The sequence below is a fragment of the Ewingella sp. S1.OA.A_B6 genome, assembly GCF_049889095.1.
GTDB lineage: Bacteria > Pseudomonadota > Gammaproteobacteria > Enterobacterales > Enterobacteriaceae > Ewingella.
Genome location: NZ_JBLJFK010000002.1, coordinates 92113 through 105428 on the forward strand (window position 1 = coordinate 92113; position 13316 = coordinate 105428).

The following is a 13316-nucleotide window of genomic DNA, read 5'->3' on the forward strand; positions in this document are numbered from 1 at the left end:
TAGGAACGCTTTAAAAACGCGGCCAATTTTGTGTTGATCCCTTCAGTTCTTTACTTGAGTATCATTACTTAAAATAATCTGGATACAACAAGACACACAATGAAACCTTTTCCGCATCATGCTCTGCTGTTCATTGGCATATTTTCATTCTGTGCCAGTACCTCTGCAAAAAATTTAGAAGACTTTAACCATTTACCTGCATCGTATGGTGCGTCGGCAGAACTCTCCGTTGAACCGAATTTACTGGCTCAATTTAAAGATAAACCATTCGTTTGCCGCAGTGAGGCAAGTTTTATACCGAAGGAAAGCCCCGCCGCGGCGGATGCTTTCCAGCATCTGGTTGAGTATGTTTCCGCGGGCGATCAGGTAGAAAAATTCTGGATGGATAAAGATCACAGAGCGAAACGCGAAGATTTGCTCGCGGCCGCGCTGAAGGAAGGAGGCTGGAAGGCCCGATACCTCAACAGCGCATGGACGTTACGTTATCCTGCCAACCCCAAAGAAGTCGCGGACGCCAACGCTGAACTCCAGAAGCTTGTTCAACAAGGTATTCCCATTGTGGTTTCCCACTATGCAGCCTCTCTCTATGGCAGGGATTACAAAACAATGTATGAATTACTGTCTGCCGCGGTTGATCACGGCAGCCCGGACGCGATGACATCGGCGGGCGGAAATATTGTTCCGCAAGCCAGGGAGCTACACCCTATCGGCAGAAAAATGCTTGAATGCGCGGTTGAACAGGGCTTTGCTCCCGCCTACATAAGCCTTGGTCAACTGGCATGGATGGAGGGACGTCGGTTAGATGCTTACCGGCTGTGGGAAAAAGGCATCAACGAAGGTTGTGCCGCATGCAGTGAACGCCTGGAGTCAATTGGAAGAGTGCGTCGTGGCTACACCTCCGCAACGTCTATGCTCGAACTGGTCCCAGAGCTTGCAGCCATCAATGCATTCTACGAAAACAATTTTTTTTACAACATTAGCGGGCTACCTGACTTTAAGCGCCCCCTTCCAGATAAACTAAAGTTTCACCTGGATGATAAAGAGCTCTTAAAACTGCTGAAATTAGAGCAGCGTTAATCTGTGATTAAATGCCCTTACTATGAGGGCAGTATCATTTCGACGGGATCGCTAAAAAGGGCATAGCACTCCAGCGAGTCTATTTACACAGTCTTGTTGCCCGAAAGCTCAGTCGTTTTTCTTACTGCGGTCATCACACTGCGCTGTAATCCGGCGGCAAAATCGCTGTTGTTAAGTTCATACAAACCGTTGATCCCTACGCCTGCGGGCGAGTTATTGATATCCATTAACTGACGCGGGTGCTTGTCGCTGATTTTCAGCATTTCTACGCCACCGATCAGATTTTCCCACACCACTTGGGTCGCCTGCGGGCGAGATAATCCGCTCAGAACACCGGCATCGGCCAGCGATTCGATAAAATAATAAACATAATTGATCCCGGCGACCGCAAAGCCAGTGAAAGCATCAATCAGGCGCTCTTCCAGCAACATGACTTTGCCAAAACTTTCCAGAAAAGGCATCAGGGGTTTGGCTTCAACCTGCTGATTAAACACCACGCCACTGTAACCGTAACCAGTATCGGTCAGGGTATTTGGGATCATCCGCACGATCGGACGTGTGGCCCCGAACAGGGCCGCAAGCCGTTCTAGTGTTACCCCGGCGATAATCGAAATAATCGTCGCCTGTGGTGAGGCGTACTGGCCGATATGGCGGGCGACGCCGTCAATATCATCCTGCGGACGCACGCCAATCACAATGTAATCTGCGGCAGCAAGGGCCTGGTTTTCACTGTGCGTTGAACTCAACTGATAACGTTCGCGCAGCGTGGCGATTCTCCCCTGATCGATATCCGCAAGCGTAATATTCCCCGCAGAAACCGCCTTGCGGCTCAGTGCAGCGCGGATAATCGCTTCTGCCATCTGACCGGCACCGACAAAATGAATTTGACTCATGGATGACTCCGTTAAGGTGAAAACAGGGTGGGCATTATTCCTTCAACGATCTCTCCACCAGCGTCGCCCAGATGCCGATACCCAGCGGGATCAGATCGTCATTAAAGTCGTAACGGGCATTATGCAGCGAGGCCGAAGGCTTAGTACCATCAGCGCCCAGCCAAAAATAAGCGCCGGGACATCGCTCAAGCAAATAGGCGAAATCCTCCGCGGCCATCGACGGTGCGTTGTTGAAATGTACCTGCTGAATACCAGGGGTGTTCTCCGCCGCTTCACGTAAAATATTGGCCTGTTCCGGATGGTTTTTGGTCACCGGATAACCGAATTCCCAACGAACTTCCCCTTTCACGCCATAGGGCAGCGGCACGGCGTTGACGTACTCTTCAATCAGCCGCCAGCAGGTCTTACGCGTTTCATTGCTCAGGCAGCGCAAGGTGCCGGACATATGCAACGTCTCGGGGATAACGTTAATGGCTTCGCCTGCCTGAAGTTGGGTAAGGCTGATCACCGTCTGTTCCAGCGGCGACAGACGGCGTGAAATCAAACTTTGCAGCGACAGAATCAACTGCGCCCCCGCTACCACCGGATCTGCACCCAGTTCAGGCATTGCCGCATGGCAGCCTTTACCGGTCAGCGTGATGTAGAAATTGTCCTGTGAAGCCATCATTGGCCCCTGACTTACCGCCACGTCCCCCACCGGCAAACCCGGCCAGTTGTGCATAGCGTAAACGTCCCGCATCGGAAAACGTTCAAACAGCCCTTCATTGACCATCATCTGCCCGCCTCCGGCGTTCTCTTCGGCAGGCTGAAAAATAAAATATACGGTGCCACGAAAGTGGCGGGTTTCACTCAGATAACGTGCGGCACCCAGTAAAATAGCGGTATGACCATCGTGGCCGCAAGCGTGCATCAAACCGGGATTCTGAGAAATATGGCCGAAATCGTTGAGCTCCTGAATCGGCAAAGCGTCAATATCTGCACGCAGACCAATCGATGGCCCGTCGCCGTTACGCAACGTCGCGACGATGCCGGTTTCGGCGATCCCGCTGTGCACTTCAAGACCAAAAGAGACCAGCAATTCATTGATTTTTTGGGCCGTATTCTGTTCTTTCAGGCCCAACTCAGGCCGGGTATGGAAATCCCGGCGCCAGACCTTTGCCTGGTCAATAATGTGTTGAGAAATGGCAGCCATAGATCCTCTGTGGTGATCTGTAATGATATGCAGGTGATTTTTTCAGAAGGTGCATGTTGCGAAACAACAGCCTCACAAAACCTGTTTCTTACCGAAATAGATCCTTGCCAGCCCTTCTTTTGTAACTTCAACCGCGTGTTCCGAGCTGAGTGAGACATGGTGTTCAATTAATCGCGCACCCTTTTCTACATCGCGATGACGTAGCGCAGAAATAATTTCGACATGCTCATCGTAGGCATTAATGCGACGGCTCGGTGTTTCCAGATCAATACGCCGGAAGAAACGAATTAAGGCGTTAAGGCTGTCGAGCATTTCGTACAGGCGCGTGTTTTGTGAAATACGGGCGATTTCCATATGGAACCGCTCATCAGCGCGGGCAATGTCAGACCAGTCGGTGATTTCACTGGCGTCGAGCTGCTTTTGGCTGACCTCCTCCCAGATCGCGGCGGTTGCAGCAATATTTTCGTCGCTGGCACGCTGGCAGGCAAAGCGGAATGTCGCCTGCTCAATGACCATGCGCACCTCATACAATTCCCGCACGCCTTCCGGCGTAATATCCCGTGCATAAAATCCGCGATTGGGTACAAAACTCATAAAGCTGTCTTTTGCCAGGCGGGTAAGCGCCTCGCGCACCGGCGTTCTCGATACGCCCAGCTGACCGGCAAGCTCAACTTCATTAACACGCTCACCAGGGCGAAAATGGTAGTCGATAGCCAACAGCTTCACTTTCTCATACACTTTTTCTACGCTATCCGCACTGCGGGACTTTTTCTTGGGAACGACCACGTTGCCTCCTTTCTGCTTAATTTTCTGATGACGCTATTATTTTTTGTTTTTTAGAACGTATTTTTAAAAAATCTAAGCAGACGTAAAATGTCAGATAACGTTTTAATTGATAACACAGTGATAAAAGTGGCTCAACACAAGATTGCATACACTTTTGCACTCACTTAAATAACCTCTTATTTTTCATATTATTAATCATCATATAATCTTTAAAACGTTGTTATTCCCTGATGGAAACCTTATTTGCACTATTGCAGTGCGGGTATTGCCCTAAAAAAGTGAAATAATTGAAAACGTAAACATAAAATTTAATTAAAATGAAAAATAAACCCTCTGGCATCACTGGTTATTTATTTATCTGCGATCGACTCACTCTGTTTTTCTTCACTATTTCCCCTTTTTTCTCCTCTCTCCTGATCCCTGCCATGGGCACATTGCGCACATGGCATAGAACTTGCCTGTAAACATAAGTGTATGCACTTGTATATTAACTTCAGTGTGCACACTTTGCGTCATCCCAGGGAACTCACACGCCAACTCACGTCAATAAAAGCCGGAGATACACAATGAACACTCGTTTTCGCCGTAACCTCGTCTGGTCTGCAATGACCAGCATGACCAGCATGACCATTTTGTGCGTGGTTCATCCCGCCTTCGCTGACATCAAGCTGGGTGCGATCCTACCGTTGACCGGCACCAGCGCCAGCATTGGCGAAGACCAGCGTCGCGGCATTGAGCTGGCCGTGGAAGATCTCAATGCCAAAGGTGGCGTCGCCGGGCAAAAACTGGATGTCGTGGTAGAAGACTCGGCGGGAAGCCCTGTCACCGGACTGAATGCGGTCAGAAAATTAACCCAGGTGGATAAAGTCCCGCTGGTTGTAGGCGATTTCTCCTCCAGCGTGACCATTCCTGTCGGCCAGTTTCTGGTGAAAAACAATCTGGTTCACATCAATATTTCCGGTACCAGTGCCGATGTACGCAAAATTGGTAAATCGTCTTACAGCGTCATCGGGCTGGATGATCTGTCCGCCCGCTTCTCCGCAGAGGATGTCTGGAAACTGGGTTATCACAACGTGGCCTTTATCGCACCGGACGGTGCTTACGGGCAAGGAATGGCACAGCAGTTTAAACAGGCGTTTGAAAAACTGGGCGGGAAAGTGGTCGCTAAAGTACTTTACACCAGTGGTCAGCCTTCTTACCGCCGTGAGCTGGAGCAGATATCTCGCGCCAAACCTGACGCCTACGTCTATACCACGTACGGTCAGGATGCCATTGTCCTGAACCGCGAATCCTGGGAGCTGGGACTTGCTCACACGCCGTGGTACGGCATGTATCTGACCATGGCGATTGCCGATTCCCCGGCGCAGTACACCAACGGGCAAATCGGCATGGAAGTGTCGGGTATGGCGCAGAAAACCGAAGGTCAGAGTTACACCGAGAATTATCAGAAACGCTTCCATGAAAAACCGCGTTCCGTTTACGGCAGCTACGCCTATGACAGCATCATGCTGGCTGCCGCAGCCATCAATAAAGCGCAAAGCGCCAGCCCGGCAGCGTTGGTCGCAGCAATGAAAACCGTGGCGCCGCAGTTCACCGGCCTCACAGGGACACTCAATCTTGACGCTGATAATCAGCGTCAGTCCCAGCCGTACCTGAAAGTGAAAGCACTCAGCGGCGAGCCTGTGGCACGTTAACACACGACGGCGCGATCGCTTCCTTATGTCACTTTGTTCAGGAAATCACCATGTTTCAGTTTATCGTTGATACGTTGATCCGTACGGCAGATTTATCACTGGTTGCCCTCGGGCTCAGCCTGGTTTACGGCCTGGTGCGGTTTGCCAATATCGCCCATGTACAGTACGCCATGGTGGGGGCTTTTCTGACCGCCGGTGGCCTGAAAATGGGGATGCCATTTCCATTGGCGGTACTGTTTTCTGCCCTGTTGTGCGGCATTTTAGCCGTACTGCTTCACCACTGGGTGTTTCAGCGTCTGATCCGCGCCGGGGCAGCTAACGCCATGATTGGCTCCCTTGCGGTATCGATGGTGATGATTGCGTTAATGCTCGGTGTCGAAGGATCGGCACCCGTCAGCTACAACCTGCCTGTCAGTCACATCTTGCAGTGGGGAACAATCCGTCTCTCCGTCGATGAGTGCTGGAGCCTCGGCACCACCGTTGTCATCATTCTGATTTTCAACGTTCTGCTGTTTTTCACGCCTCAGGGCCGCTCCATCCGTGCGCTGGCCAGTAACCGCGAACTGGCGGCAGCATGCGGGCTGAACGCCAACGCCATCGTACATACCGTCAATATGATTTCCGGCATGATTGCCGCCGTCGGAGGCTCACTGATCGCCATGACCAGCAGCGCCTATATCAATCAGGGGAATGATCTGATGCTGCCGGTGCTGGCCGCTGCAATTCTTGGCGGACTGGGTAATCCGATGGGAGCGATCCTGGGCGCATTACTGATTGCCGTTACTGAAACGCTGGTCACCAACATCAACTGGGGAGGGTTGTACGGCCAGGAAATGGTGTTCATGCCAACCACCTGGATTAATGCCGCCTCCTTCGTGATGTTGCTGCTGGCTCTCTTGTTACGCCCCTATGGCTTATTCAACCGGGAGGTGCGCCGTGTCTGAATTTCTGCTGCATATTCTTTGCATCGCAGGTATCTACGCGATGATTGCGCTGGCCCTGAATCTCCAGGCCGGTTACGCAGGCCTGCTCAATTTTGGCCACATTGCGTTTGTCGGTATCGGCGCTTACGCCATCGGGATCGGCAGCCAGTTTTCACTGCCACTCTGGGTGGTGATCCCCGCAGGGATCGCACTGGCGATGGTCGTCGCCGCTGCAATGGCGCTGCTCGGACGCCAGCTTTCCACCGACTATTGGGGAATTGCCACGCTGGCACTGGCAGAGATCATCCGTATTTCGGTGATCAATGAAGAAGAGTTTACCGGCGGTGGTCAGGGCATTGGCGGCATTATGGCCCCGTGGGCGAGCGGCGAACAACGGCATGACGTGATGATCTTCGCCGTACTGATCCTGCTGTGTATCGCCCTTTGCACCTTTATTTCCCTGCGTTTCGCTTCCAGCCGGTTCGGACGTGCCCTGCGTCTGATGCGCGAACAACCTCAGTTGGCGATGTGCATGGGCTACTCTCTGTTGTGGCTGAAATGCCGCGCACTGATGTGTAGCGCGATCATGTGCGTTATCGCCGGGATGCTCCTCGCCTGGTACACCAACTATGTCAGCCCGGATTACCTGCTCTCTTCTGAGACGTTCCTCATCTGGAGCATGGTGATGATCGGCGGTATCGGTAATGTGCGCGGCGTGCTGGCCGGGGTGCTGGTCGTTGAAGGGTTGTACAATTTTATTCCTTTCGCCAAAGATCTGCTGCACATGAGTTCTGACTTAACCGGTGCACTTCGGCTCGGGCTGGTTGGGCTGGTGATGCTGATCGGTTTGTTATTGCGTCCGGGCGGTATTCTCCCGGAGAAACTGAGGATCCTGCCATGACCACATTGCTCACTGTAGATGACATCAGCAAAGCATATGGCGGCAATCAGGTGCTGAAATCGGTCACGTTTGACCTTAAAAAAGGTGAAATTCTGGGATTGCTGGGGCCGAACGGTTCGGGCAAAAGCACCCTGCTTAACGCCATTTCAGGATTTACGTCCATCGACAACGGCACCATTAACGTCGGGACGGAGCGCATCGACAAGATGCCGCCGCATCGCATCATCAGAACCGGTATTGCGCGCACTTTCCAGCTACCGGCGATGCCGGCAAAAATGACGGTGATGGAAGTGGTGATGTCGGCGGGAACGCGGCATCACGGTATCTGGAACGGGCTGTTGTCGCTGCCATCAGGACGGCGCGCAGAACGAGAAGATAGCGTAAAAGCCACGGCATTACTCGACACCCTGTTGCTGACTCACGTTCGGGATTTGCCTGCCGCTGCGCTTTCCGGCGGCCAGAAAAAACTACTGGGCATTGCCTGTGCGCTAATGGGTGAACCGAACATTCTGATGCTGGATGAGCCGATGGCCGGTGTTCACCCTAACTTGCGTCAGGAGCTGGTTGAAACCTTGATCTCCCTGAGCCGTCAGGGCATTTCGCTGATTATCATCGAGCATGACATGCATTTTATTAAGTCACTCTGTCAGCGCTGTATCGTACTGGATCGCGGGCACATCGTCGCCAGTTGCCACCCTGACGATCTGTCTAAAAATCAAGATGTACTGGATGCGTATCTCGGACGCGGAAACCGCACGTTGAAGGAGGCAGTATGATCAGACTCAATGATGTTGTCGCCGGTTACACGCCGGGCGTCGATATTTTACAGGGAATTTCGCTGGACGTTTCGCAGGCGGAAATCGTGACGCTGCTGGGACCCAACGGCTGCGGGAAATCCACCCTGCTCAAATGCATTGCAGGGTTTCTGACCCCACGCCGTGGCGAAGTTCAACTGAACGGGCAACACACCGCTGATATCCCAATTCACCGTAAAGTCCGCGAGTGTTCGCTGGGGTTTGTGCCTCAGTTGGATAACGTTTTTAACAGTCTGAGCGTGGCAGAAAACCTGCGAACTGGCGGGCAGTTTTTGCCGCCGATGAAACGCAAAGCGCGTATGGAGCAGCTTTGTGAACTCTATCCGCTGTTGCGTAAAAAATGGCAGTCACCGGCCTCAGCACTCTCTGGCGGCGAGCGACAAATCCTGGCTCTGACCCGCGCACTGATGCCGGAACCGGCGATTTTGCTGCTGGATGAACCTTCCGCCGGGCTGTCGCCCAAAATGCTCGATGAAGTTTTTAGCGCGATTCAGGTTATCCGCCAACTGGAAAAAGTCACGATTCTGATGGTCGAACAAAACGCCATGGAAGCCCTGCATATTTCAGATCGCGCCTACATCTTGTCCCTTGGCAAAGTCGCGCTGACCGGCAATGCCCGTGATTTGCTCAATGACCCGCGCATGAGCGAACTGTATTTCGGGGGGCGCACCGTTTAAACCATGACGTCACCCTTTGATATCAAAATAAAAACAGGTCGGGAGAACATGTTATGTCTCAATTAATTCCCGAGGTTGATCATGCGGTGATCAACGTAGATGACCAACTGGACGATGCCGAAGCGTTATTTATCCGCATGGGATTTCAACTGACCGCCCGCGGGCATCACTCGATGGGATCGAGCAATCATCTGGCAATATTTGGCGATAACTATCTGGAGCTGCTCGGCTATGAGCCAGATGCTTCAGACAGCACCGGCACACCCAAAGGCTTATGGCAGCCGCCGTCCGGTTTAGTCGGGCTGGTCTGGAAAACCAACGACGCTGGGGAAACCTATCAGCATTTAGAGGCTTGCCAGCTGGCCGGTGAGCCGCCGACGACATTTTTCCGACCGGTGACGCTTCCCGATGGCAACATTAAGGATGCACGGTTTTGCATCACGCGAATTGACGCCAGCAATATCCCTAACGGCTTCAGTTTTTTCTGCCAGCACCTTACGCCAGACGCCGTATGGCAACCTGTGTGGCAGCAGCATCCCAACGGCGTGCTTGAGCTGAGTGAATTCGTGATTGTGGCCGACGATCCGCTGCACGCCATGCAGGTGTATTCCCGGATGTTCGCACCGGCACACGACATATGCGCCACGGGTGAAGCATTTTATCTGCAGGCAGGAAAAACTCGTCTGCGGTTCATCTTGCCAGAGCAGGCTAAGCACGAGTTCATCGCCCTGCCCGACGATTATTGTGGGCAACCGCGCATGAGTGCACTGGAATTTACCGTATTCTCTCTGGCTCAGCTACGCACCTGTCTGACTAAGGGCGATGTCTGTTTTAGTGAGTTAAATAGCGCTATTGTCGTTTCCCCGCCCAATGCATTTAATGTGGCGCTGCGGTTTCGCGAGTAAGAAGTCAGATGCAGCTCTCACGTCTGTGTTTGACACGTCATTTGAGGTAGACGCCAGAGTCGCAAACGTAGACCATAAGCCATCAATAATGGTCACCGGGACTTCAATGAGCGACTCGCCGCATCCCGTGCGTAAGCACCCCATGAAACTGAGTACTTCCGTCTTTCTGATGATCAGCGCCGTGATTATTTCCGTACTGCTGGTAGTACATCTGCTGTATTTCGTTCAGATCAGTGACACCGCGCGCGATGGCGTGAAAGATAAGGCGCTGGCGGTGGCACGTACGCTGGCGGATTTGCCCGAAATTCAGCACGCGCTCTCTCTGCCGCCCGACAGCGGCATTATTAAGCCCATCGCCAGTGCGGTGCAAAAAAGAAACGATCTGCTGTTTGTGGTGGTCACCAACATGGATGGCATTCGTTACTCGCATCCGAATGCGGACGTGATTAGTCACCACTTTATTGGCAAGGATATTGATCCTGCGCTGCTCGGCAAAGAGAACGTGTCGATCAATAGGGGTATGCTGGACGAGGCGCTACGCGTCTTCACGCCAATCTATGACGATCAGCACCACCAGATCGGCGTCGTGGCTATCGGGATCTCACTGGTGAAAGTGACCGAGCAGATTAATAAAAGCCGCTGGAGCATTCTGTGGACGGTGCTATTCGGCATGATAGTCGGCACGCTGGGCACCTGGGTTTTGGTGAAAATGCTCAAACGTATTCTGTTCGGGCTAGAACCTTATGAGATATCCACGCTGTTTGAACAGCGTCAGGCAATGCTGCAATCCATTAAGGAAGGCGTGATTGCCGTGGATGACAATGCCCAGGTGACGCTTATCAATCAGGAAGCCCGCCAGATGTTTCTGGAAACCGGCACAGAGATCGGCACCCGTCCTGAGAGCAATCGTGAATCGCAGCCGCTGATCCTCAACTTGTACGATGTTTTACGCACCGGCATCTCACGGCGGGATGAAGAGATCAATTTTAAAGGCCGGTTCTTGCTGAGTAATACCGTTCCCGTGCGCAACAATGGCGTTATTATTGGTGCCATCTGTACCTTCAGGGATAAAACAGAAGTCAGCCAGTTAATGCAGCGTCTGAGCGGCATGGTAAACTACGCCGATTCGTTACGTGAGCGCTCACACGAATTCATGAATAAGCTGCACGTTATTCTTGGATTGCTACACATGAAAAGCTATGCGCAGCTCGAAGACTACATTCTCAAAACGGCCAATAAGTATCAGGCAGAAATTGGCTCCCTGCTGTTGAAAATCAAATCGCCGGTGATCGCGGGCTTCTTACTGAGCAAGATTAACCGTGCGTCGGATACGCGGCATTTGCTCACGCTGAGTGATGACAGCTTGTTGCCTGATAACGCCAATGAAAACCAGGTTGCAGCACTAGTGACCGTGTTAGGCAATTTAATCGAAAACGCACTGGACGCGCTGGGTGAGCAATCAGATGGTGAAGTGAGCGTGTTGTTGCATTATCAGAATGGCTGGCTGGCCTGCGTGGTCAGTGATGATGGCCCCGGCATTGCGCCGGACAATTTGGACGCCATTTTTCAGAAAGGTTTTTCGTCCAAAGGCGTAGAGCGTGGCGTCGGGTTATTCCTGGCAAAACAACAAATAGAAAACCTGGGTGGTACGATTGCCGTTGAGTCAGAACCTGATGTTTATACTCAATTTTTTGTTAAAATTCCGTGGGATGGTGAGGGGAAAACTGCATGATCAATGTGCTGGTAGTCGATGATGATGCCATGGTCGCAGAGCTAAACCGCTGCTACGTGAGCCAGATCGCCGGGTTTACGTGCTGCGGAACGGCCTCTACGTTACAACAGGCAAAAGACATCGTTTTGAATACACAGCAGCCTATCGATCTGATTCTGCTGGATGTGTATATGCAGCAGGATAACGGTCTGGATTTACTCCCGGCGCTGCGTAATACCAAACGGCCTATCGATGTGATCGTGATCTCTTCCGCTGCCGATGCGAAGACCATCAAAAAGTCGCTGAACTACGGCGTGGTGGATTACCTGATTAAACCGTTCCAGTTTTCCCGCTTTGAAGAAGCACTGATCGGCTGGCAGCAGAAAAAATCGCTGATGGATAATCAGAAATATTATGAACAGTCGGACGTTGACCAGTTAATTCATGGCAATAATCAGGCAGTGACCGATAATAAAAAGCTGCCTAAAGGCTTAACAACACAGACGCTGCGCACGTTGTGCCTGTGGATTGATGCACATCCTGAGACTGAATTCTCAACAGATGAACTGGCGAACTCGGTCAACATTTCGCGGGTTTCTTGCCGTAAGTACCTGATATGGCTGGCAGACTGTCATATTCTGTTTACCAGTATTCATTACGGCGTCACAGGCAGACCGGTGTATCGCTACCGTTTGCAGGCGGAACATTATTCGTTGCTGAAACAGTACTGTCAGTAAACCGTGCAGAAACGGTTATCCAGCAACGTGAAAGTAAACTGGCGCTGTGAGGAGAAAATCACCTGCTGATCCCGGGTAACGAAAATAGCCTCGATGTCCGGGAAATTATGTAAATACCGGAGGCTTTTTTCGACCCCCATGCCGTAGAGCAGCGTGGTGTAGATGTCGCCGTCGATGGAGTTATCAGAAATAACGGTCACGCTGAGCAGTTCGTTATCCAGCGGATAACCGGTTTTAGGATCGAGGATGTGATGGTAGCGATGGCCGTCACATTCAAAATAGCGTTCGTAAATACCAGATGTCACCACCGATTTACCGTTCACGTTAATCACACCGATCAATGCATCAGGCTCTGAAAAAGGCGTCCTCAGGCCAATCGCCCACGCCCCTTCCCCGCCGGCACCCAGCGTTTGTACATTCCCGCCCAGATTAATCAGCGCATGCTGAACCCGTTCCTGATGCAGGAAATCCCTCACCACGTCGGCAATATAGCCTTTGGCGATCGCCCCGAGGTCAATTTCCATTCCGGCTTTTTGCAGAAACACGGAGCACGACTGTTCATCGAGGATCACGTCATGCGGGTCCGTCAGCGCGATCAACGCACGAAGCGCGTCGGCGTCAGGCACGCTGTTGCCGCTGAAGCCGATTTTCCAGCATTTAACCAGCGGGCCGATGGTGAAGTTGAAACAGCTATCCGGCAGCAGGCTGACCGCTTTCGCGCATTCAATCAGATTAAATATCGGCGGGCTAACCGACACCGCATGACTGCCCGCTGCATGGTTTATCGCCATGATGTCAGAATCGTTCCGGTTAACCGTGAAGATATTTTCCTGCTGTTTGATGAGCCTGAAAACGCGCGATGCCAGACTCTCGTTATGTTCAAACAGCTTGAGAAGAATGGGCGAGCCCATCAAAACGGCGGAATAAGCATAAACACGGGCATCTGGCGTCATAGAAAGTACCTGAACTGAGGGGAAAAAACCTGCGCCGCATAGGCGACGCTGG

Annotated in this window: 13 protein-coding genes; 9 read left to right on the forward strand and 4 right to left on the reverse strand. The window is 52.0% G+C overall.

Going from position 1 to position 13316, the window contains the following annotated elements; translation table 11 throughout:
• The first annotated feature begins 99 nt into the window (after window positions 1-99).
• The gene (locus ACMV8I_RS08660) at window positions 100-1077 is read left to right on the forward strand and encodes an SEL1-like repeat protein (protein WP_498864830.1); all 978 of its coding nucleotides are present in this window, start codon (window positions 100-102) and stop codon (window positions 1075-1077) included.
• An 83-nt stretch (window positions 1078-1160) separates the two neighbouring features.
• Here ACMV8I_RS08660 and ACMV8I_RS08665 read toward each other — a convergent pair whose 3' ends face one another.
• The 3 genes from ACMV8I_RS08665 to ACMV8I_RS08675 form a co-directional block, all read right to left on the reverse strand.
• The gene (locus tag ACMV8I_RS08665; protein WP_498864831.1) at window positions 1161-1970 is read right to left on the reverse strand and encodes a pyrroline-5-carboxylate reductase family protein; all 810 of its coding nucleotides are present in this window, start codon (window positions 1968-1970) and stop codon (window positions 1161-1163) included.
• Window positions 1971-2004: 34 nt separating this feature from the next.
• Window positions 2005-3162 carry a M20 aminoacylase family protein gene (locus ACMV8I_RS08670; protein WP_498864832.1) on the reverse strand — a complete coding sequence of 386 codons (1158 nt, stop codon included), beginning with the start codon at window positions 3160-3162 and terminating at the stop codon, window positions 2005-2007.
• Window positions 3163-3234: 72 nt separating this feature from the next.
• Window positions 3235-3948 carry a GntR family transcriptional regulator gene (locus ACMV8I_RS08675; RefSeq protein WP_498864833.1) on the reverse strand — a complete coding sequence of 238 codons (714 nt, stop codon included), beginning with the start codon at window positions 3946-3948 and terminating at the stop codon, window positions 3235-3237.
• A 566-nt stretch (window positions 3949-4514) separates the two neighbouring features.
• Here ACMV8I_RS08675 and ACMV8I_RS08680 point away from each other — a divergent pair.
• From ACMV8I_RS08680 to dcuR, 8 genes are all read left to right on the forward strand, one after another.
• Entirely contained in the window at window positions 4515-5642 is a 1128-nt protein-coding gene (locus ACMV8I_RS08680; RefSeq protein WP_498864834.1) for an ABC transporter substrate-binding protein, read from the forward strand.
• A 50-nt stretch (window positions 5643-5692) separates the two neighbouring features.
• A complete protein-coding gene (locus ACMV8I_RS08685; protein WP_498864835.1) occupies window positions 5693-6586 on the forward strand; it encodes a branched-chain amino acid ABC transporter permease in 894 nt (297 codons plus the stop codon).
• Window positions 6579-7466 carry a branched-chain amino acid ABC transporter permease gene (locus ACMV8I_RS08690; RefSeq protein ID WP_498864836.1) on the forward strand — a complete coding sequence of 296 codons (888 nt, stop codon included), beginning with the start codon at window positions 6579-6581 and terminating at the stop codon, window positions 7464-7466. The genes ACMV8I_RS08685 and ACMV8I_RS08690 overlap by 8 nt, the downstream gene beginning before the upstream one ends.
• The gene (locus ACMV8I_RS08695) at window positions 7463-8242 is read left to right on the forward strand and encodes an ABC transporter ATP-binding protein (RefSeq protein ID WP_498864837.1); all 780 of its coding nucleotides are present in this window, start codon (window positions 7463-7465) and stop codon (window positions 8240-8242) included. The genes ACMV8I_RS08690 and ACMV8I_RS08695 overlap by 4 nt, the downstream gene beginning before the upstream one ends.
• Window positions 8239-8958, forward strand: coding sequence for an ABC transporter ATP-binding protein (locus tag ACMV8I_RS08700; protein ID WP_498864838.1), 720 nt, complete (start codon window positions 8239-8241; stop codon window positions 8956-8958). The genes ACMV8I_RS08695 and ACMV8I_RS08700 overlap by 4 nt, the downstream gene beginning before the upstream one ends.
• A 53-nt stretch (window positions 8959-9011) precedes the next feature.
• Entirely contained in the window at window positions 9012-9863 is an 852-nt protein-coding gene (locus tag ACMV8I_RS08705) for a VOC family protein (protein ID WP_498864839.1), read from the forward strand.
• Between the two features lie 106 nt (window positions 9864-9969).
• Window positions 9970-11595 carry a sensor histidine kinase gene (locus ACMV8I_RS08710; RefSeq protein WP_498864840.1) on the forward strand — a complete coding sequence of 542 codons (1626 nt, stop codon included), beginning with the start codon at window positions 9970-9972 and terminating at the stop codon, window positions 11593-11595.
• Window positions 11592-12311, forward strand: coding sequence for a two-component system response regulator DcuR (gene dcuR / locus ACMV8I_RS08715; protein WP_498864841.1), 720 nt, complete (start codon window positions 11592-11594; stop codon window positions 12309-12311). The genes ACMV8I_RS08710 and dcuR overlap by 4 nt, the downstream gene beginning before the upstream one ends.
• Here dcuR and ACMV8I_RS08720 read toward each other — a convergent pair.
• A complete protein-coding gene (locus tag ACMV8I_RS08720; protein ID WP_498864842.1) occupies window positions 12305-13264 on the reverse strand; it encodes an FAD:protein FMN transferase in 960 nt (319 codons plus the stop codon). The two genes, dcuR and ACMV8I_RS08720, sit on opposite strands and share 7 nt — an antisense overlap.
• Window positions 13265-13316: the final 52 nt, after the last annotated feature.